General features: G+C 53.4%; 17 protein-coding genes and 2 tRNA genes. 11 read left to right on the forward strand and 8 right to left on the reverse strand.

Going from position 1 to position 21,573, the window contains the following annotated elements; translation table 11 throughout:
* The first annotated feature begins 124 nt into the window (after positions 1-124).
* The 3 genes from J7E24_RS10700 to J7E24_RS10710 all read left to right on the forward strand — a co-directional run bounded on the left by J7E24_RS10700 (position 125) and on the right by J7E24_RS10710 (position 4,966).
* Positions 125-505, forward strand: coding sequence for a hypothetical protein (locus J7E24_RS10700; RefSeq protein ID WP_215137944.1), 381 nt, complete (start codon positions 125-127; stop codon positions 503-505).
* A 648-nt stretch (positions 506-1,153) separates the two neighbouring features.
* Positions 1,154-1,624: a hypothetical protein gene (locus J7E24_RS10705; protein ID WP_215137946.1), complete on the forward strand. Its 471-nt coding sequence runs from the start codon at positions 1,154-1,156 to the stop codon at positions 1,622-1,624.
* A gap of 1,017 nt (positions 1,625-2,641) precedes the next feature.
* Positions 2,642-4,966, forward strand: a complete 2,325-nt coding sequence (locus tag J7E24_RS10710) for a hypothetical protein (protein WP_215137948.1) — start codon at positions 2,642-2,644, stop codon at positions 4,964-4,966.
* A gap of 3 nt (positions 4,967-4,969) precedes the next feature.
* Here the strand turns inward: J7E24_RS10710 and J7E24_RS10715 are convergent, their stop codons facing one another.
* Together J7E24_RS10715 and J7E24_RS17780 are read right to left on the reverse strand one after the other, a co-directional pair.
* On the reverse strand, positions 4,970-5,398 hold the full coding sequence (locus J7E24_RS10715; protein ID WP_215137950.1) for a hypothetical protein: 429 nt from the start codon (positions 5,396-5,398) through the stop codon (positions 4,970-4,972).
* Positions 5,399-6,176: 778 nt separating this feature from the next.
* Complete coding sequence (locus tag J7E24_RS17780; RefSeq protein WP_262898871.1) at positions 6,177-6,299, reverse strand: hypothetical protein; 123 nt, start codon at positions 6,297-6,299, stop codon at positions 6,177-6,179.
* Between the two features lie 605 nt (positions 6,300-6,904).
* Here J7E24_RS17780 and J7E24_RS18010 point away from each other — a divergent pair.
* Entirely contained in the window at positions 6,905-7,123 is a 219-nt protein-coding gene (locus J7E24_RS18010) for a helix-turn-helix domain-containing protein (protein WP_410779732.1), read from the forward strand.
* Complete coding sequence (locus J7E24_RS10725) at positions 7,123-8,100, forward strand: hypothetical protein (protein ID WP_215137954.1); 978 nt, start codon at positions 7,123-7,125, stop codon at positions 8,098-8,100. Before J7E24_RS18010 ends, J7E24_RS10725 begins: the two co-directional genes overlap by 1 nt.
* Here the strand turns inward: J7E24_RS10725 and dcm are convergent.
* The 4 genes from dcm to J7E24_RS10745 all read right to left on the reverse strand — a co-directional run bounded on the left by dcm (position 8,088) and on the right by J7E24_RS10745 (position 11,182).
* Entirely contained in the window at positions 8,088-9,473 is a 1,386-nt protein-coding gene (dcm, locus tag J7E24_RS10730) for a DNA (cytosine-5-)-methyltransferase (protein ID WP_215137956.1), read from the reverse strand. The genes J7E24_RS10725 and dcm overlap by 13 nt on opposite strands.
* Entirely contained in the window at positions 9,470-9,784 is a 315-nt protein-coding gene (locus J7E24_RS10735) for a helix-turn-helix domain-containing protein (RefSeq protein ID WP_215137958.1), read from the reverse strand. The genes dcm and J7E24_RS10735 overlap by 4 nt, the downstream gene beginning before the upstream one ends.
* 552 nt (positions 9,785-10,336) lie before the next feature.
* Positions 10,337-10,867, reverse strand: coding sequence for an HNH endonuclease signature motif containing protein (locus tag J7E24_RS10740; protein ID WP_215137960.1), 531 nt, complete (start codon positions 10,865-10,867; stop codon positions 10,337-10,339).
* 243 nt (positions 10,868-11,110) lie between these two features.
* A tRNA-Glu gene (locus J7E24_RS10745) sits at positions 11,111-11,182 on the reverse strand.
* A gap of 267 nt (positions 11,183-11,449) precedes the next feature.
* On the opposite strand from J7E24_RS10745, the gene J7E24_RS10750 reads away from it, so the two are divergent.
* Complete coding sequence (locus J7E24_RS10750; protein WP_215137961.1) at positions 11,450-13,234, forward strand: glycoside hydrolase family 15 protein; 1,785 nt, start codon at positions 11,450-11,452, stop codon at positions 13,232-13,234.
* 157 nt (positions 13,235-13,391) lie between these two features.
* Here J7E24_RS10750 and J7E24_RS10755 read toward each other — a convergent pair whose 3' ends face one another.
* Both J7E24_RS10755 and J7E24_RS10760 read right to left on the reverse strand, forming a co-directional pair.
* Positions 13,392-15,569 carry a bifunctional alpha,alpha-trehalose-phosphate synthase (UDP-forming)/trehalose-phosphatase gene (locus J7E24_RS10755; protein WP_215137963.1) on the reverse strand — a complete coding sequence of 726 codons (2,178 nt, stop codon included), beginning with the start codon at positions 15,567-15,569 and terminating at the stop codon, positions 13,392-13,394.
* Positions 15,570-15,703: 134 nt separating this feature from the next.
* Positions 15,704-15,775, reverse strand: a tRNA-Glu gene (locus J7E24_RS10760).
* Between the two features lie 265 nt (positions 15,776-16,040).
* Between J7E24_RS10760 and gap the strand changes: the two genes are divergently transcribed.
* From gap to J7E24_RS10785, 5 genes are all read left to right on the forward strand, one after another.
* Positions 16,041-17,048 (forward strand): type I glyceraldehyde-3-phosphate dehydrogenase, encoded by a 1,008-nt coding sequence (gap, locus tag J7E24_RS10765; protein WP_215137965.1) that lies wholly within the window; start codon positions 16,041-16,043, stop codon positions 17,046-17,048.
* Positions 17,049-17,283: 235 nt separating this feature from the next.
* Entirely contained in the window at positions 17,284-18,153 is an 870-nt protein-coding gene (locus tag J7E24_RS10770; RefSeq protein ID WP_215137967.1) for a diacylglycerol/lipid kinase family protein, read from the forward strand.
* A gap of 219 nt (positions 18,154-18,372) precedes the next feature.
* Entirely contained in the window at positions 18,373-18,708 is a 336-nt protein-coding gene (locus tag J7E24_RS10775) for a translation initiation factor (RefSeq protein WP_215137968.1), read from the forward strand.
* 67 nt (positions 18,709-18,775) lie between these two features.
* Positions 18,776-19,192 (forward strand): DUF1622 domain-containing protein, encoded by a 417-nt coding sequence (locus tag J7E24_RS10780; RefSeq protein WP_215137970.1) that lies wholly within the window; start codon positions 18,776-18,778, stop codon positions 19,190-19,192.
* A gap of 207 nt (positions 19,193-19,399) precedes the next feature.
* Positions 19,400-21,538 (forward strand): glycoside hydrolase family 97 protein, encoded by a 2,139-nt coding sequence (locus J7E24_RS10785; protein ID WP_251047146.1) that lies wholly within the window; start codon positions 19,400-19,402, stop codon positions 21,536-21,538.
* Positions 21,539-21,573 lie beyond the last annotated feature (35 nt).

A 21,573-nucleotide genomic window follows, 5' to 3' on the forward strand; every position in this document is an offset into this window, starting at 1 on the left:
TTTGAGAAGGACGAAATCTTAGACATTAATAGGACTAAAATAAGTTAGTGGAAGTTGTCATAAGTCGCGGTAACGCGGCATCTTCACGATGTAATCTTTCAACAACCACTTAAAGACCAACAGAATGGCCAGCAAGAAAACCACCGTCAAGCAAGTAGCAGTTGCCACCGAGGAAGCACCTGTAATAGCAGTAGCAACTGCAGAAATTGAGGCACCGGCAGAAGTGACGGAAGCACCCGTAGAGAATGTCAAGAAGGAGCGGGGCTACTCCCAATCGGCAATCGACAAGGCTGATTTAGTTCGGCTCAATGGCTTGAAATCGCTTATCAAGGGCAAGTTGCAAATGAGCATCAGCAACCAGCGTATCCTGAGTAAAGCGTTGGACTGCCTTGGTGACCAAGTGGAAGGCTTTCTAAGTGAACTTGTCGCGGAAGCCAACGAGAAGGCCAAGGCTAAAGACTTTAAACAGCTCTCCGAATTGAAAGCAAAGCTGGGAATGGAGTAACCTAAGCAGTAGCCTTAAAAGCAAAGCCCCGGCCAGCAATGGTTGGGGCTTGTTTTTTGCATTATACTGAGGGTGGTAGCTAGTAATACTTTAAATGCTTTACAAATAAGCTATCGCTCCTACAACGGGTTAGCCGGGTAGTGATAGTTGCGAAGAGATAACCGTAGAAAATGCTAGGCTTCGGCTTTTAATGGACACAGGTTTTTTGTCTTTATGTAGTTATTCAGCTTCTTTGTGTGACAAAGGATAATCATTAGCAATATGAGAGGGTCAGAAATTTTCTTTATGGCACTGTGTGTAAGCCTTGTGTTATATTCGATTGTATTTGAGGGTATAGTGTTTACCATTTGTGCTCTAGTGGTATTTGCCATCTTTTACGCGTATGGTGCTTATAATGCTAATAATCCAAGAAAGGGTAATTGACGGAGCGGTATCTATTCTGAATTTTAATCAGACGCGTCAATCGTAAATACTTCTCATTGCTTCTTTAAAGCTCCATCGCTGGTATGGTGGCTGTGCTATCCTTACATACGCCATGACTTCATGGATGTGTTTGCCGTGACATAGCTGGTTATGGATGGTTAGGCCTGCCCGAAAATGTTGGTATAATCAGCTTGGAATAATAGGGCTGCTCTATACCTTTCCGGCATGGAAAACTTCTTACTCGATGGTGAGGCGCTGATCACGCAATCGCCCAACAAGGTGGTGATGCTGACGACCCACCGTATTCGTTACAATGCTGCCTCTTCGTCTCAGGCGTACTTGGTTTCCGTACTGCTGGAAAAGGTGAGTTCGTGCGAAGTCCGCTACCAGAGCAATCCAGTATTACTGGTTATAGGCATTATAGCTGCTGTCTTGGGTGCTATGTGGTCCACGGGCTTCAATGGCGACCGAGAACTAGGTTTCTTGGGCTTCATCGTGGGTCTTATGCTGGTGCTGGTGTACTTCTCGACCAGAAGGCACATTGTCAGCGTGGCCTCAGATGGTGGGGTCCGGTTGGGCTTTCAAACGAAGGGCATGAAGCGGGAGGCGGTCGTGGCTTTCGTCAATGCAATCGAGAAGGCCAAGGTTGAGCGCGTAGAGCAGCTACAGCAGTTCGCTTCCCCCGTCTTAGTCTGAAAATACTACCTTATACTTTCTCTATGCCAGTAGTAGGTAGTTTAGAGAGCTGTACGAGGGAGCATAGCTGAGAAATAGCAGGTAGTTATGTTCACTGTACGAGGCGACACAACAAAATATGGTTGGTGATTTTCGAGGCGTCAGGCGCAAGTAATTTAGAGCGCTATACGGGTCAATCAATAGGGTCAATGAGTCGCTAATTTAAGTGTTTCCGTTTTCGCGCCTTCCAGGCTAATGAGCAGTTAATTTAAGTGTTTCCATTTTCGCAATCATCGGTAATCTTGCGCAAAAATGGAAACACATCTGTCTATACAAACTCTCTCGTGGTGGCCGCTAGTTGTATGGTGGTGGTTGGTGTGGTGGTCGTAGGTGTCAGCGACCCGAAGACCCATCTTGTTTAAGTGTTTCCATTTCCGCAACCAGCATTAAGTATTTCCGTTTTCGCTGTTGGTATTTAAGTGTTTCCATTTCCGCTATTAGTGGCTGCAAATACCACCCTAAAGCGCCTTGCGCAAAAACGGAAACACATCTGTCTATACAACTCTCTTCTGCTGGCCGTGGTGGTTGGTTGGGCCTGCTTGCTGGTGGTGGTTGGTTGGGCTGTCCTGTTGAGCTGGTGTTGGTTAGATTGGTTTGAGGGGCGGCGTCGCAGACCGAGCCCCCACTGGTATTGCCTGCTTGGAAATAGTTGAATTATTTATCGGCATTTGGCAATCAGAGCGTCTACAACGCAGTATATAGTTTATGGAAATTATGACAGCAGCAACAGAAACTACTACAGTCCGCGTGAGCAAGAAAACCAGAGCGAAACTAACCGCACATGCCAAAGAATTATCTGCTCTTTACGAGCGGCCGGTTTCAACCAACGAGTTAATTATGATTCTGTTTGAGAAGAGCGGAATGTAATTTAAAATATAGGCGACGGCTTCCAGTTTGTCATTCTGGAAGATAGTGAGAGGGAACGGCCGTTCTCTTTCACGCCTACCGTTAAAAAACACTAAATGACATACTAGTGCAATGACACGTAATAAACGACTAACTACCGCCGAGAAGGCAATTGACAGCGGCGAATTAACGCCCCTACAAATATGGCTACCCGCAACTGTGGACGTAGCCCAACTACGTACCGAATTTTCTGCTTGGGCTACCGATAAGAGGTTCTACAACAGCACGGGTGTGGCCCTTGAAGATGAGTGCCTGCACGTTCTCTCTTTATTTGCTTTATCGGCTAACCTGACCATCTACCGCAGCAAGAAGGCCAACGAGGTGTACAAAGATGGCAGCGGCATTGTGACCAGGCTAACAGAGCTGGGATACCACAGTGCCAGCAGGGACCAACTGTACAAGCAATTCGGCAAATCCTACGCCAAGCACATCGATTTTCTTACAGAACACAACTACGTCGAGTGGTACTCATTCTACGATGAGGAAGGGTTGAAAAGCGATGGCACCGACCTGTTTAGTCCTGCGCCAGTTAGAAAGAACTACCCTTACCAGGCGAAGACTTCGCGGGCTGGCCGTGGCTCTTACATCTCAAGGATTGCTGGCGAGAGTGGCGACGGTGTACCCAAGAGCTACCGCCTGAAGCGCCCTCACACGGTTGATACCACGGACTTCGATGTTATCGTGCCGGTTGTGCTGGGTGCCAAGTACAGCGCCAAGGCCCACCGCTTTTACGATAAGAATAAGCAGGTCTTTCTACGTCGGCGCACCAAGTACAACCAGGCACGCCAGCAGCTGGCCGCGCACGTCGATTCGTTGATTAAGCACGTTGATATGGTTGCGCTGGAAGCGTTCTTGCGCGCTGAGAGCGAAGTTCAGGAGATGCCAGCGGTCTGGAGCCTCTGCTACGTGGATATGCTGCGCCAGGGCATCATTACATTTGAAAACCTCTGCTGCGAGTTTGGGAACCGGATGCACACGCCGCTGACCAACATCGCCACGGCGTTGCGCCAGTTCTTTACCTATGGCAGCCAAGCCTACGTACTCGATATTCGATGCTCCCAGTTCGTGTTGGCTAGCTACCTGTTTGAGTACCCCGAGCAGTGTTTCCGGCTGCTGACCAAGAGTGGTGCCATCGATGCGGCCGAGGTGCGCTACGTACTGGATGAGTTGCACACCGCTTACGAGGCCGACAAAAAGATACGGCAGTTCTGTGCTGACGTGCGCACGAAGGATCTGTACGCGCACACGGCTGAAGTCCTTGGACTCGGTGCACGCAAGAAGGGCAAGGATTTGTGGTTTGGAGCCTTCTTTTCGGCTACTGGTGAGTGTACCGCTGCCAAGAATCAGTTACGCCCGCTTTGTGGTTCGCTATTGGACGTTACTGGTCAGCTCAACGCCCCACTGGAAAGGAAGGACAAGGAGAAGCGCAATCTCATGCCACGGCTGCTGCAACTTCTAGAGCAAGAGCTGATGATTGGCGGTGTTGCAACCCGGTTGTTGAAGCTAACCGATACGCCGTTCTTCTTGGTTCACGACTCGGTGCAATCCGACCAGCAGGTTATTCGGTTGGCTGGTGAGGTACTCGTTGGTGTTTACGCCGACGCCGACCTACCAATGGCCCCTTACAATATCGAAACAATCGATGCTGACGGCAAGGCCACAAAAACGCTTATAGAGACTAATGCAACGAGAAGTACTGATACTGACATGGCCGCAAAAGCAGCTGGCGGCTGCACTGAATCACTTACACGACCACAGAATACCTTACACGCCAAGTCTGGACAATCCGACAATATTAGTGGTGACGAGTCCCGGCCGGCCGCTATGCTACCTCAACGTGCTGAAGGACGTGCAGAACAACTATACCATGACGCTGGAAGGCCAGCAGCCAATGAAAGTATACCCGAAGACTTTTCTAGCTCTGTTCAGTTGCAAGAAGGATTGGCAGGCCAATACGACGAAGCAGACAATGGCCTTTGGCAAGTACCAGGGCCAGACTATAGCCGAGACCTTCGAGCAGGACCCGCAACATCTGCTGGCCCTGATACGGTCGCCGACGCTGTGGCCCTCCACGAAGATGCTGCTGATGGTGGCGGTCAACTACCTGATGAACGTCAAGCCTTCAACCTGTTAGGCATGGTGGCGGACGCTGGTTTCGATGACCACATGGACATTGTAGATGCCGGTAGGCCAACAGCTGGCCCAGACCCAGCAGAGCCAACACGCAAGCCCGAAACGCTTGTGGTGCAAGACCCTAGAGTGGCGCTGCTCACGGAAAATGAATTGGCTGGGTACAAGGCCGCCACCTTCCCCGAGTATTACCTGGACGACATCGACGAGAAGCGCGAGAGCCAGGCCAGAGCGGAGTTGGTACGCCGCAACAACGCCCGACAGTAATTGCTAGAATCGGGCATCGCGTTCCACCTCGCCGTCAATGTATGTTTCGACCAGTTGCCCGCTAGTGGGCATAGAACGCGAGAACTGGGATTGCTGGTAGGCAGCCTGGCGGTCCTTGGCCAGCAGCATGAAGGACTCTTCCATCGTCGGCACCTCTTGTCCCAGCTCCGGTATCACCCGGCCCTGGGCGTGCACCCGCACCTGATACAGCGTCAGCCCCTCCGGCACTTCATTGGTTTTCCAGAGATGTATCAGTCGGCACTTTTCGCACTTTACGAGAATCTGCCACTTGGCTTGCCGACTCTCCGGCCAGTGGGCCAGTACCTGCTGCTGCGTGTGCTGCGTTGCTTCTCTATCGACGGGGCAGGGCAGGGTAGTAAACTCCTTCAGGTAGGATGCGGTGCCGCCGGTTACGGTTCGTAGTTTGGCCATCGGTTCGTATTTTGAATGAAGATAGCGCCAACCGACTTCCCGACTGCTGTACTACTTAACCATTACTATATCGGTTTTGTAAATGGTTCGTTGATTATTCAGCCTGTGCCAACACAATAACCAAAGTGGTCAAACCAGCCGAACGTGTCCTTTCTCGTAGTCCAGTCGATGGCCGTTCATAAAGCCTCCGTCAATATCATGCGCGTATGGGTCTATGCCATCCGCAACTTGGTTTTGAGCAGGTTGCGGCTTGAAGTCGAGCGAATAGGGTGGCAGAATCAACATCTCCACCCCCTGCTCAGCTAACTACTAGCTCACCCCATCACACGCTCCATAGAAGTTGTTTGAGGTACTTGGTTAATTGAACAATCTGCAAATGGGGCAGGAATTAACGAAAAAGGAATGATAAAGCCCTCAAGTCAATTTCCACTTGAGGGCTTTATCGTTTTGTTAGTAAATTTTAAGAACAGTGTGATCGTGGTCTATACAGCAGGGGAGGGGAGGGCATCAAACTTCGCCTTCAACTCCAAGTAGGTCTTGCGCCCCTTGGCGAGCTACTTGGCTTTGGCCTCGTCGGTAATCCCTTTCAGAAATGCCTCTACGTTGTCGCCAATGTAGCTGAGGGCTGCACTAATTAATGCGCTTTAATGCGCTGGTTGCTCACTGTTACGTTGAGCTTCTCCTTAACAAAGGTTTTTAATTGGCTCAGGCGCTCTAGGTCCTCCATGTTGATGGCGTTTTGGCTATAGCTGCGCTCACGCTTCTTGGCCTCTGCTATCTAAACTACCTCAGCGGCTGGTACATCGGCAGTAACAGGAATGTTTTCTAGGTTTATTGCAAATTTTCTTGGCTCGGCCTGAGGCGCATCTACACTCTTAGCAATAGCTTTTTTGGTTCTCATGGTGGTCGTTTGGGGATTTAGTGTTGAAGTACTATGCGAAGAAGCGCTGTTGGTGCGACACCACTGCTACCCATCAAATCTTTTAATTCAAACGCCCAAAATATTGCGACCCGTTAAAACGGACTCAAATCGGCTCCTGTGACGAGGCCAAATCACCCAGTAAGCATAGTAGCTACTTGGATAGTCCGGCCTCGATGTGGGTCAGATTTGATGCGCTTATGCCCGTTCTGACCGTTCCAATAGGCGCTACACGCCCGCAGACACCCCTCGCCCCTCACCTGCCCACCGCAAACGCCAACGCAAAACAGCCGCTGCTCCCGAGGGTATCGGAATCAACGGCTATTGTTGGAACTCAGTGGCTGCTCAGGCGGTGCCTACGCCCTCAGTCGAATTAGTTCTTCTTGGTATTCATGGACCAGCTTCTTCAGTTCGTCGATTCACACCAGGTATTTGTCTTTCCGTTTCGAGAGTGTACAGGTTGTGTTGCTTGCAAATGGTGTGAATGAATAGGAGGGTTATTAATAGGAATGAGACGTATTGTCCGTTGTCATAGTGTCTACATAAAAATACTTTCGCATTGTACTATGACCAAGGGAAATTTCACTATGGACAAGGAGAAACTGCTGAAAAAACTCGGTGAGAAAGTGAAGCTCGAAAGAACAGAACTGAAACTGTCGCAAGAAGAACTCGCCTTTAGATGTGGCTTTGATAGAACATACATAAGTCTTGTCGAAAGAGGATTAAGGAATATTTCATTCTTAAATCTGTCAATACTTGTAGCAGGATTAAATACAACTATTAGTTCATTAACGAAAGATTTGTAATGGCATTAACACCTAACGATTATAAGCACGCACTTCAAATACAAGCGGGAGTTGCAGGGAGAATTGCAGGTCATAATTTTGAAACCAGCCTTGCTCAAACAATTAATAATTTGCCTTGTCCCATTTCGCAAAACCCATTACCTGATTATTTGATTAACGGAAATCCTGAAATTTCAATTGTAAAAAAAGCGTTAAAGATTTTAGGTTGGGGAAATTGTCATGCAGTAGAAGCTATTGCTTTAGGCCCACTTGCTACTGCTGAAGAAGGGAAAAAGTGGCTTGAGGTAAACGGAATGAGAGTAAGGGCTTGCAAAAGCGATATTCTATTAACAATTTACAATAGCGAATTAAATATTAAGGAAACAGTTGGCATATCTGTGAAGCAATGCAGCAATAAAACTCCAACAAATGCACAACTATATTTTACTACTGCAAGAGCTTTTTGTGAATTGTTGCGTAACAATGGTATTCCTGTTTCAGATGTTGCTGTGAGCGCATTGAGACAATTTTGCGGTGACAATGGCTTTGCTCCAAAAGATAATCCAGTTGTTTTAGTTGGACGGGTATCCGACCCTCGAAGGTATTTTTGGGAAGAAATTAATACGGAAGGTAGACTCGAACTAGAAACTATTTTAACTGAAAGGCAGCCCGATATAACACGGCTTTTATTACAAAAGGCCTATATCAATGACCCATATGCTCCTGAGTTGGTTCTGCACCTAACTAAAAAGATGCCTGCTGGTCAACCCCAAGAATTTGCATTGTATACAATTGATGAATTGATAGAGCTATCATGTAACTACGCAGGGTTTGAAAAGAAAAAATATAGTGTTCGAAAAGGTTCGTATAAAGACCCTGCCGGTGTTCAACACGATGCGCCTCGATTTGGAATTGTACAAATGCAAAGAGGTGGACAAGCACAACATCCTGAACAACTTCAATTTAATTTACAGGCAGGATATTTTTATAACATATAATTCTCTTTGATAAATTTTGCAAGTTCAAAAGCTAACAAAGGTGGAACAGCATTGCCGATAACAGTCCTGATAGGACCATCATTGCCTGTCAGTTTAAATGAGTCCGGGAAACTTTGTAAGCGAAGTGCTTCTCTTGTTGTTAATGCTCTTGTTGCAATTGGATGGACATTTCTACACCCTGAAATCATTCCGTATGTTGTCGCCACTGTTCCAGCAGGTTCTTTCCAGACCTGTCTTTTATATGTAGTGTTATAACCTGAAGGTGGACGTAAACTAGGGTCAGTGTTGTCGTGTGCACTTTTCCCCTCAGACACATCAATTAACCATCTTATAACGTGTTCTGGATGATTAACAGCCCAATGATGTTCATCTTTAAAACTTGACTCACCTGATTCAAGAAAATCCAAATCAGATACTCCATCACCAAATGTAAAATACGGCAGCCTTGATTCAAACAGACCGCCTGAATTTCCATACTTGGGTTCAGCAATTGAAAGGGGGGGGGGCAAGTCTTTTCTTACTGCAATAAATATTACTCTTTCTCTATGTTGCGGGACGCCATAATCTTTTGCATTTAGGTTATAAAAATTGCTTTTATAACCTATATTACAAAATGTATCTAATATTCTTTTGCTCACTAAACCGCCATTTGGGTCCTTCATTGACGTAAGAAGCCTGACATTTTCAATTAAGATAACTTTTGGTTGCACTTGTTCTGCAATATTTAAGTAATATTCAAATAAGGTATTTCTCTTGTCATTTACATCTCTTTTGCCAGCTAAGCTAAATCCTTGACAAGGTGGGCCACCAACCATCAAATCAATTTTTTTATGCTCCTTCAAAATCTTATTAATATCGGATTTTGTTATCTCCTGTACATCATTTGGTAAAAATCTTGCATTTGGAAAATTTAACTTATAAATATCTTTATAGTTTTCAATTAATTCGTTAGTCGCTACAATTTCAAACCCGGCAGCTCTAACGCCGTAACATAAACCGCCACAGCCTGCGAAAAATGAAATTGCTTTAAGACCTGTTTTTGGCGGGTTTGTAAATTGATAATCTAAAGAATTTAGAATTTCCAAATACTCTTTATTTCGATTTGTTTTTGAAAATCCTCTTCTAGGCCTTTGAGCAATAATTGAATCCAAATGCTTACTGTTTTGAAACCTTTTCTTTTTCAGTTTCAGTACTGCTGCTTCGTCAATTATTTCTAATTGATTAGCAATTTCATTCACCTCTTTAACTGACAATTCAAGTTTGCCAAGTTCGTATGCGGAAATTCGAGCTTGTTCGATACCAGTTATATTGGCTAGTTTTGATTGGCTCAAACCAATATCGTTTCGTCTTTCTCTTATATCAAATCCTGTCATAGCTTATTTTCTTTTTTATCTTTGATGTTGTATCGTATTTTTTCTTCTGCCATCTGCATTGCTTGTAAAGCAAGGTCTTCGTCTTGCACCTCATGAAATAACTTGTCAGAAAGCCAAGCTATAATAATATCATTCTTTTGGTGTTTATAAAACTGTCCAAGTGCTTTGGCTTGCTCCTTTGTCGGGCTTCGTTTGTCTTGCTCAATTTTGCTTAGAACAGTAGGGTCAAGTGACAATAAAGCCCCAACTTCTCTAAGAAGTAGACCTTTCTCCTCCCGTAGCTCTCTTAATATTGTTCCTAATGTTTTCAAGATGCCATATTTTGACTTGACAAGTATTGGCAAATATACGAACGGGTTTTGTAAGTCCAATGTTGTGTTGGAGAAATTTAAGTCTTTTGTTCTACGATGACCTCCCCCCAATAAACTAGACCATGCTAAAGTAGAGAAATCAGGCCCTTGTCGTATCTTAAAACCAAGAGACAGGTGCCATGAAAAAGACGAAGTTTACCGAGGCCCAGATTGTGTTTGCGTTGCGCTAGGCCGACACGGCCGGACCGTTGAGCATACAGGAACTATGCGATGCCCTACAGCGGGCTGGTACGGATCCCGACCTGTTACGGCTGGTGCTGGATAACTCTATTAAGGGTTTCATGCGCATGCTGGATAGTATCAAGCACGAGGCCCGTCGGTTAGAGGTGCAGGCCGTTTTGGTCGACGCCGAAGAGTAATCGAAGCAAAAGGTGCTTAGCGCAGGGCTTGAAGGAGAGTAACATCTTTGCCTCAATCGGGCAGCCAGCGGCACCAGCCAGCGGCACCAGTAAAAGGCCCCTTTCGAACTGCTCGAGAGGGGCCTTTCTGCGTTTACGCCGGTAGGTTCATATAGGTGAAGCCCAAAGCAGTTGCACCAGCATCTCTAGCCCTAGCCGCACTTTCTTCGTCGTCGTGGTAGCCAAAGCTATGCGTCTTGCCACCTGCTTTGGCCTTCGCCACCCATTGCCCTCTGGTTGAGTTGAAACTAACGCCAATGTACTGCGAGGTGCCTTTCGATGAAGCTTGGCGGTTTCGCATCTGGTCGCTACGGTCTGCCCACACCAGATTCTCAACAGCGTTGTTCTGCACGTTCTGGTCCAGGTGGTCAACCTCAGCCTTGTCCGCGATAGGAGGGAGGAAGGCTTGGGCAACGATACGGTGGACCTTTACGCGCTTACGCTGTCCATCTGCTTGCCGGAGCCAGACTTCAAGATGGCCGCGAGGTGTAGTACCCAGTACAGCCCATTTAGCCTTCTCCTGGTCGTAGATCAAGCCAGCGGGGGTAATTCGATAGTCCGGGTACTCCGGATGGGTTACTGCGCCGTGTAAGGCTTCTGCGAGGTCGTTCGTATGGTTTTCCATACGATTGTACGCCCCGACCCTTGAAAAGTCCTCACTTGGGGGCTACAAACTCGCAGGTAGGATGCGACGATTTGTCGCGTTTGCTGAAGGTACAGGCTGTACCGTCAGCCTAGCGGTACGGAAAAGCTAATTCTGACGGTGCGGACCCGATTGACTGAAATCGCTCTAAAAGCAAAAAGCCTCCCTACATGATGCAGGGAGGCTTTTTTGAGCCTACTTGAGAGCTTGTAGCCCCCAGGTGAGTAGTCCGTAGGGGAATCGAACCCCTGTTGGTAGAATGAAAATCTACTGTCCTAACCCCTAGACGAACGGACCGGTTGGAAAACGAAAGCGTTTTTCGTTTTGGTGGTGCAAAGATACAGACCAAATAATGCGGGGCAAGAGCCGGGTGTAAAAAAAACCAGTAAAAGCCGATAAGTCATACAGAATCAGTCGGATTATTTTGCCTGAACCGGCCCTGGCAACGGCCACTCGGGTAAGCGGGCGGTAACTCGCACCGGCCCGAAACGGTACAAGTAGGGGGCTGGCCACTTCGTCAGCAGGGCGGCATCCGCTTTGCCCCAATCATTTTTGCTCCGACTTATGATGAAACACACCTATGATATGGGCCTGATTGGCAACTGCGCTTTTCTGGGCCTGATTGGTACCGATACGGCCGTGCGCTGGCTTTGCTGGCCCCGCTTCGACAGCAGCTTTGTGTTCGGCGCGCTGCTCGATGAGCAGAAGGGCGGCGAGTACAGTATCCGGCCCGTAACGGAAGGCGGCTTCGAGAGCCGGCAGTACTACGCGGCCAACACCAACGTGCTCGTAACCGAAATCAGCACCGACGAGGGCCGCTACCGCGTCACCGACTTCGCCCCGCGCTTCAGCCAGTACGAGCGGTACTATAAGCCGCTCATGTTTATCCGGAAGGTGGAGCCGCTGGAGGGCACGCCCCGGGTGCGGGTAACCTGCCGGCCGGTGGCCGAGTACGGCGAGCAGCAGCTCAGCCGGCGCCGCAGCTCCAACCATATCGCGTTTCTGGGCATGGAGGAAGAAATCCGCCTCACCACCAACCTGCCCCTAACCTATGTGCTCGACGAGGAGGCTTTCGGGCTCAACGAAACCAAGTACCTGGTGCTCACTTACGGGGCCCCGCTCGAAGCGCCGCTGGAAAGCACCTGCGAAACTTTTCTGCAGAACACGCTCGGGTACTGGCGGCAGTGGGTGAAGAGCACGAGCATCAGCAACTTCCACCAGCCGGCCGTTATCCGCTCGGCGCTGGCCCTCAAAATGCACCAGTACGAGGACACCGGGGCCATAATTGCGGCCAGCACCACCAGCCTGCCCGAGGCGCCCGGCAGCACCCGCAACTGGGACTACCGCTACTGCTGGATGCGTGACACCTTCTACACGCTCACGGCCTTCAATAACATCGGCCACTTCGAAGAGCTGGAGCGCTATTTCCACTACATCGCCAATATTTCGAGCAGCATTACGGGCAAATACCAGCCGCTGTACGGCATCAGCGGTGCTTCGCAGCTCATCGAGCAGGAGCTGCCGCTGGCTGGCTACCTGGGCAACCAGCCCGTGCGCATCGGCAACGACGCCTATACCCACATCCAGAACGATGTGTACGGGCAGGTGCTGGTGGCGCTGCTGCCGCTCTACGTGGATGCGCGCTTTGTGAACCCGGAGCACCGCAACCCCGAAAAGCTGGTATACGAGGCCCTGCACCAGATTGAATCCACTATGGACCAGCCCGACGCCGGCCTGTGGGAGTTCCGTAACCTGGCGCAGCGCCACTGCTACACCTACCTGTTCCATTGGGCCGGCAGCCACGCGGCCTGCCACGTAGCCCGCGCCCTGGGCGACACCGAGATGGAGGCCATGGCCTCCCGCCTGATGCAGGCTGCTGCCGACCGTATCGAGCAGTGCTACAGCCAGGAGCAGCAGGCCTACACCAATGCCATCGGCTCACCCCACCTCGATGCCAGCACCATTCAGCTGATTATGATGGGCTACCTCGACCCGGCTTCCGAGCGGGCTGCCCACCACCTCGAAGCCCTGGAGCGCGCCCTGAAAACGCCCGAAGGCCTGTTTTACCGCTACCGCCACCCCGACGACTTCGGTACGCCCGAAACCACGTTCCTCATCTGCTCCTTCTGGTACGTGGAGGCGCTGGCCTGCGTGGGCCGAGTGCAGGAGGCCATAGCCGAGTTCGAGCATTTGCTCACTTATACCAACCATTTGGGCCTGCTGAGCGAGGATGTGGACGCTAAAACCGGCTCGCAATGGGGTAACTTCCCTCAGGCCTACAGCCACGTGGGCCTCGTAAATGCCGCCTTCCGCATTGCCAAAAAGCTGGATAGCCCGAGTTTTCTGTAGGATTTAGGGCTTAGGGCTCAAAAAAAAGAACGTCATTCTGAGCGGAGCGAAGAATCTCGCGTGCCAAAGTAACCAAGACGTTGAGGTTACCATTGCACGCGAGATTCTTCGCTTCGCTCTGAATGACGTTCTTTTTCTAGGCCCTAAAACCAAACGCCTACATCAGCATTTCCCGCAGTAGCTGGCGTACGTCGGAGGGGGAGTCTACGTGGTAGCGGGCCAGCGAGCGGGGGGCGGGGCCTACTTTGATGGTGTACGCTTCGGGCGGCATAACGCGGAACGTATCCTCATCGGTGCGGTCGTCGCCGATGGCCAGCACGAAACCGGAAGGGTAGGTGGCCATCCAGCGGGCCGCGGCGGTGCCTTTGTTGATGCCGGCCGTCTTGATTTCAATCACCTTGTTGCCTTCCATCACCTGCAAATCGGCGTTGGCCGTGATAAAGGTGAGGTGGTTCATCAATTCGCGGGCCCGCATGTCGCCCAGCTCGGCATCGGCCCGGCGGAAATGCCAGACCAGTGAAAAGTCTTTTTCTTCGATAAACGAACCGGCCGTGCGGGCTACGTACAGATCAAGAATAGTTCGGATTTCATCCTTCCAATCGTTGTTAAGGGCCTGAAACAGCTGCCAGTCTTCGCCCGCCGGCCGTAGCCACACGCCGTGCTCACAAATGAAATCGACTGATAAATGGCCCAGCCAGCCCTCCAGCGTGGCCCGGTCGCGGCCGCTGATGATGACGACGCGGTTCTGTGGAATTTCGGTGAGGGCCCGCAGCAGCAGGCGCAGCTCCTGGTCGGGCCCGGCCTGCTGCGGGTCGTTGTGGAAGGGGCTGAGCGTGCCGTCGTAGTCGAGCAGCAGCAGGCGGGCAGGGGCCGCGTGGTAATCGCGCAGCAGTTGGGCGGTCAGGTCGGGGGAAAGCATGTCGGTATCAAGGGAAAGTTGCTCCTGCTTGGCATAAGCCAGCCGGCTCATAAACAGGTTGGTCCAGGCAAATACGTCGTACTGGCGCACCAGCCGGCGCATGGCCCGCATGCGGCGGGCCTGCTCATCGGCAGGCATTACCAGGGCCTCGTGCAGGGCGGCGGTTAGCTGGTCGAGGTCGGTGGGGTTGATGATGAGCGCGTCGGACAACTCGCGCGCCGCACCGGCCCGCTCGCTCAGAATCAGCACGCCGTGGTTGTTGGCCTTGGTGGCCACGAATTCCTTGGCCACCAGGTTCATACCATCGCGCATGGGCGTTACCAGCCCCACTTCGGCCAGGCGGTAAAGGGAGGCCAACTCATCGAACGGGAAGGAGCGGTAGAAGTAGTGGATGGGCGTCCAGCGCATGGTGCGGTAGGCGGCGTTGATGCGGCCCACCAGCTCGTCGATTTCCTCTTTAAGCGCCGCATACTGGGCCACCTGGTCGCGCGAGGGCACCACTACCATAATCAGGCTTACCTGCCCGCGCCACTCGGGGTGGCGTACCAACAGCTGCTCGAAGGCCCGTAGCCGCTCGGCAATGCCCTTGGAATAGTCGAGCCGGTCGATGGATAGAATAACGCGTATCTCGCCCAGCACCTGCCGGTAGCTAGCCTCGTGCTGCCGGGCCGATTCGGACGCGGTGGCCTCGGCGTAGCGGTGGTAGTCGATGCCCATCGGAAAGGTATCGACCAGCACCGTGCGCTGCCCGGCTTCGAGGCGGCCATTGTGGGCCGTGAAGCCTAGCAGGTGCGACACGGAGCTCAGGAAGTGGCGCATAAAACCGAAGGTGTGGAAGCCGATCAAATCGGCGCCGAGCACGCCGGCCACCAGCTCGCGGGCCCAGGGCAGCACCCGAATCAGCTCGTAAGAAGGAAACGGAATGTGCAGAAAGAAGCCAATGGTGGCCCGGGGCCGGGCCGCCCGTAGCAGGGCCGGCAGCAGCAGCAGCTGGTAATCGTGTATCCAGATGGTGTCGTCGGGGCCGGCCAGGGCCAGCACGGCCTGGCAGAATTTCTCATTTACAGCCACATAGGCGGCCCAGTGGGCGGGCTCGTAGGTGGCATACTGCGGGAAGTAGTGGAAAGTGGGCCAGAGGGTGGAGTTGCTGAAGCCCTCGTAATAGTCGCGGATTTCGGCTTCGGTCAGAAACACGGGCTCCATGCTGTCCTGGCGCAGCTGTTCGCGTACATAGTCCTCCTCGGTGGCATCGGCCACAAACAGGCCCGGCCAGCCCACCCACACATTGCCATCCTGCTGGTAAATCGAACCCAGGCCCGTTGCCAGACCGCCTTCGCTGGCCTGAAACGTGAGCGAGTCATCGGTGCGAAGTACTTTGGTAGGCAGGCGGTTGGAAACGATAATTGTGCGGGACATCGGGTGGCGTTAAGATGAGCAGAAAGTCTGTTTACGGCAAAAACTGGCTCTGCGCCGGGCCAGAAAGCGAAAAACCCCGCTCCGAATAGTTCGGAGCGGGGTTTCAGGTAAAAGCCAAAGCGCGGGGCCGGGAGTAGTCCGTAGGGGAATCGAACCCCTGTTGGTAGAATGAAAATCTACTGTCCTAACCCCTAGACGAACGGACCAGATAAAGGCGACCCTGTTGCGTTTTGGTGCTGCAAAGATAGGTGGCCGATTGAGCGGTGCAAGGAGTAGGTTTGAAAAAAAGCGGCTCATCGGTCTGAATGGGCTGATTTTCAACCTGAAAATTTTGTCGCCAAGTGGGCCGCAGTGTTATGAGTCGGCCACAATCAGCAGCCGATTTGGGTATCCGCGCCCGGCCCATTACCTTCGTTGCGTGTTTTCACCCCGACCTTCGCGGTCGATAACCTTCCCACTTCCCCTACTACTATGGCCAAAATTAAAGTTGCCATCAACGGCTTCGGGCGCATCGGCCGCCTCACGTTCAAGGCGCTGCTCTCGCGCGACAACGTGGAAGTCGTGGCAATCAACGACCTGACGGACAATAAGACCCTGGCCCACCTGCTCAAGTACGACTCCGTACACGGCCGTTTCCCGGGTACGGTTGAGTTCGATAACGACAGCCTGACCGTAAATGGCCAGCGCATTGTGGCCCTGGCCGAGCGCGACCCCAAGCTGCTGCCCTGGGGCGACATGGGCGTTGATTTGGTACTCGAAAGCACCGGCCGCTTCGTGGATGAGGCCGGCGCAGGCCAGCACATCACCGCCGGAGCCAAGAAAGTCGTGATTTCGGCTCCTGCCAAAGGCAACATCCCCACGGTGGTGCTCGGCGTGAACGAGGACATCCTGACCGGCGACGAAACCATCATTTCGAACGCCAGCTGCACCACCAACTGCTTGGCCCCAATGGCCAAGGTGCTCAACGACACGTTTGGCATCGAGAAGGGCTTTATCACCACGGTACACGCCTACACCTCCGACCAGAGCCTGCAGGATTCGCCCCACTCGGACCTGCGTCGCGCCCGCGCCGCTGCCCTGAGCATCATCCCAACCAGCACGGGTGCTGCCAAGGCCGTAGGCCTAGTGCTGCCCGAACTGAAAGGCAAGCTCGACGGTATTGCCATGCGCGTGCCCGTTCCAGATGGCTCGACCACCGACCTGACCGTGCTGCTGAAGCGTGAGGCTACGGCCGAGGAAATCAACGCAGCCATCAAAAAGGCGGCTGACGGTGATATGAAGGGCATCTTGGAGTACAGCACCGACCCGTTGGTAAGCGCCGACATCGTGGGTAACCCCCACAGCTGCATCTTCGACTCAGAGCTGACTTCGGCCAATGGCACGCTGGTGAAAGTGGTGGGCTGGTACGACAACGAAGCCGGCTACAGCGCCCGCACCGCCGACCTCATCAAGAAGCTGGGCGACAAAATGAACGGCTAGTCTTTAAGCTGTTAGCTGATGGCTGCTAGCTGTTAGCTTAATGTGCTAAGCGAACCGTTCAGAGAACGTCATTCAGAGCGAAGCGAAGAATCTCGCGTGCTAGTCGTCAGGGTAATTCCCAACGATAGCACGCGAGATTCTTCGCTTCGCTCTGAATGACGTTCTTTTGTTGTCAGCTTATGCTTCTCCACCGAAAAGCTAACAGCTAGCAGCCATCAGCTAACAGCTTAAAAGCATGCGTCTCTGCTTTATTCTCAACCCAACTTCAGGCACCAACCGAAGCCAGAACGTGGCGGCTCTGCTCAGTGAGCACGCCACGGCGGCCGGGGCCGAGTTCGACATTATGCCTACGCAGTACGCCGGCCACGCCGAGCTGCTGGCCCGCCAGGCCGCCGCGGCCGGCTGCCGGGTGGTGGTGGCCGTGGGCGGCGACGGGACTGTGAACGAGGTGGCCCGGGGCTTGCTGGGTACTGGCGCGGCCTTAGGCATCGTGCCCCGCGGCTCGGGCAACGGCCTGGCCCGCCACCTGCACCTGCCGCTCGATTTGCCCGCTGCCGTGCGCCGCGCCTGCCGCCCCACTTTCCAGCGCATCGACGCGGGCCGCATCAACGGGCACTGGTTTTTTTGCACGGCCGGGCTGGGGTTTGATGCCCATGTGAGCCGCAAATTTGCCCAGGCTGGCACCCGGGGACTGGCTACCTACGTGAAAGTGGCCCTGGGCGAATACCGCCACTACCGCCCCACAGCCGTGCAGTTGACGCTGGAAAACGAGGACGTCCGCGACACCCATTGCTACGTGCTGGCCTTCGCCAACGCCTCGCAGTACGGCAACAACGCCTACATTGCCCCCCGCGCCAATATCCAGGATGGACTGCTGGATTTGTGCCTGATCGATGCGCTGCCATTCTGGCGAGCTATCCGGGTAGGGGTGGGGCTGGCCCTGGGTACGCTGCCTACCTCGGGCGGGGCCCAGTTCCATCGCGGCCGCCGCATCCGGGTGCAGGCCGCTACTCCCATTGGCTTCCATGTCGATGGTGACTATGTGGCCGACGCCACCGATTTTGAGGTGGAGCTGACGCCGCTGGCGCTGGAGGTAGCGGTGTAGGGGAATGAGTGAATGAGTGAACGGATGGATTGTTGAGCGACGTAGAAAGAACGGGTCATGCTGAGCGAAGGCGTAGCCGCAGTCGAAGCATCTCTACCGCTTCGTCGTAATATTCAGGGTTACCATTACAGTAGAGATGCTTCGACTCCGCTACGCTGCGCTCAGCATGACGTTCGTATTTTCCCTAATCCCTAATCCCTAATCCCTAATCCCTAAACCATGAAGAATAACCGCCAGGGCGTGGTGTACTCCACTAATCCCGAATTTAGCTACGACGAACCCACCGAACCAACGGCTGCCACGCTGCCACCCCAGCAGCAAAACCTGCGCGTGCAGCTTGACAAGAAGGCACGTGGGGGCAAGCAGGTGACGCTGATAACCGGTTTTGTAGGCCAGGAAATCGATTTGCAGGAGCTGGGCAAGCTACTCAAAAGCCGTTGCGGCGTGGGGGGCAGCGCCAAGGATAGCGAAATCCTCATCCAGGGCGACTTCCGCGACAAGGTGCTGGCCCTGCTGCTGGAAAAGGGCTACAAGGCCAAGAAAGCCGGTGGCTGACGAATGCCGGCAAGTTGGCTGCTAATGGGCTGTAATCGTACAACCCCTTTCACCTAGCCCACCATAGATGCCTGATGTTACGCTCCCGCCCGTTTCGAGTGCCTACACGCAGGCGGAGGAAGCCGTGGTGCACGCGGTGCTGTGGCTGAAGCTGGGGGCCGAGGCGGTAGGTGCGGGTATTATTGTGCTGGGCATTGTGGTAGGAGGCTACCTGTTCGCCAAGGCCCTGGCCTCGCGCCGCACTGCCGATTTTACGGCCATCCGCCTCACCCTGGCCCGCTACTTGGCGCTGGCGCTCGAATTTCAGCTGGGAGCCGATATTCTTTCGACCACTATTGCGCCGAGTTGGGAGCAGATTGGCAAGCTCGGGGCCATTGCTGTTATCCGCACGGCGCTCAACTTTTTCCTTTCCCGCGAAATGAAGGATGAGCACCGCGCCGCCGCCGAGCACCATGTGCAGCGCCAGGCGCGCCAGCAGGAGTAGGGTACTTGGAGAAGTGAGTAGCTGGTATTGAGTAGTGAGAACCACTAGTTGAACATTTTCTCAGTACTCAATACCAGCTACTCACGACTAAATAGTCAATGGGGCGCGAAGAACGGGTAACGCACTGGTAGCCGTAGCGGCGGCGGCGGCCGAACTTGCGGCGGCAAAGGGCTACTTTGCCGATTACTGCTCCTTCACTTCCTTTCTATGCCTACTTCTCTTATTTCCAGGCGTTTCGGCCGCGGCCTGTTTCTGCTGCTTACGTTTCTGTGGACCACTGCCACGCTGGCCCGCGCCGAAGAGCAGCTCCAGTCGCCTGATAAGCAGCTGACGCTGCTGGTGAACCTCGGCGCCGACGGCACGCCCACCTACAGCCTCACGTACAAGGGCCGCGCGGTACTCAAGCCCGGCCAGCTGGGCCTGGAGCTGAAGGGCACGCCCAGCCTCACCAGCGGGTTCACTCAAACCAGCGCCGTCCGCAAGGCTATTGATGAAAGCTGGAATCCGGTGTGGGGCGAGGTGAAAACCATTCGCAACCACTACAACGAGCTGGCCCTCACGCTCACGCAGCCCGCCACCAAGCGCACCATGCTGGTACGGTTCCGGCTGTTCAACGATGGCCTGGGCTTCCGCTACGAGTTTCCGCGCCAGCCCGAGCTGGGCTACTTTGTGGTGAAGGAGGAGAAAACCCAGTTTGCCCTGGCCGGCGACCACAAGGCCTTCTGGCTGCCCGGCGACTACGACACCCAGGAGTACAGCACCGTCACCTCCAAGCTCTCGGAAGTGCGCGGGCTGATGAAGGCGGCCGTAACGCCCAACGCCTCGCAGCACACGTTTTCGCCCACCGGTTTGCAGACGCCGCTGATGCTGAAAAGCCAGGACGGGCTCTACATCAACATCCACGAAGCCGCGCTGGTCGATTACTCCACCATGTCGCTCGACCTCGACGACAAGACGTTCACGCTCAACGCCCACCTCACGCCCGATGCGCAGGGCAACAAGGGCAACCTGCAAACACCCAACACCTCGCCCTGGCGCACGGTAATCGTGAGCGACCGGGCCGCCGGTATTCTTGAGTCCAAGCTCGTGCTCAATCTCAACGAGCCTTCCAAAATCAAGGACACCAGCTGGATCAAGCCCATCAAGTACGTGGGCGTGTGGTGGGAGATGATTACGGGCAAAAGCTCGTGGTCGTACACCGATATGGAGAACATCAAGCTCGATTCCATCGACTATTCCAAGGTGAAGCCCAATGCCACGCACGCCGCCACTACGGCCCACGTAAAGGAGTACATCGACTTTGCCTCCAAGCATAAGATTGGGGGTGTGCTGGTAGAGGGCTGGAATACCGGCTGGGAAGACTGGTTCGGCAAGCACAAGGAGTACGTGTTCGACTTCGTAACGCCGTACCCCGATTTCGACGTGGCCGAGCTCAGCCGCTACGCCAAAAGCAAGGGCGTTAAGCTGATTATGCACCACGAAACCAGTGGCTCGACCCGCAACTACGAGCGGCACCTGGACTCGGCTTTTCAGTTTATGAACAAGTATGGGTATGATGCCGTGAAAACCGGCTATGTAGGCGACGTGCTGCCGCTGGGCGAGTACCACTACAGCCAGTGGCTCATCAACCACTACAACTACGTGCTGGAAAAGGCCGCCAAATACCGCATCATGGTTAATGGCCACGAGGCCGTACGTCCTACCGGCCTGTCGCGCACCTACCCCAACCTTATCGGCAACGAGGCGGCGCGGGGCACCGAGTACGAGTCGTTCGGCGGCAACAACGCCGACCACACCACCATTCTGCCCTTTACCCGCCTGGTGGGCGGCCCGATGGACTACACGCCGGGTATTTTCCAGACCAAAATCAGCGCTTATAATCCCAAGAACAACTCCTTCGTGCACAGCACGCTGGCCCGGCAGCTGGCCCTGTACGTGACCATGTACAGCCCGCTGCAAATGGCCGCCGACCTGCCCGAAACCTACAACAAATTCCTCGACGCCTTCCAGTTCATAGTGGATGTGCCCGTAGACTGGGACGACACCCGCATCCTCGAAGCCGAGCCCGGCGACTACATTACCATCGCGCGGCTGCAGAAGGGCGGCAGCAGCTGGTTTGTGGGCAGCACCTGCGACGAGCAGGGCCGCACCAGCACCGTTGACTTCAGCTTCCTGAAACAGGGCAAAAAGTATGAGGCCACCATTTACGCCGACGGCAAGGGCGCCCACTACGAAACCAACCCGCAGGCTTACGCCATCCGCAAAATCACCGTCACCAGCAAGTCCAAACTCAAGCAGTACTGCGCCCCCGGCGGCGGCTACGCCATCAGTGTAGTGGAGAAATAATAATTAAACCAGGTTGCCGAAACGATGTAGGGGCG

The sequence above is a fragment of the Hymenobacter sp. ISL-91 genome (assembly GCF_018613725.1).
Lineage (GTDB): Bacteria > Bacteroidota > Bacteroidia > Cytophagales > Hymenobacteraceae > Hymenobacter.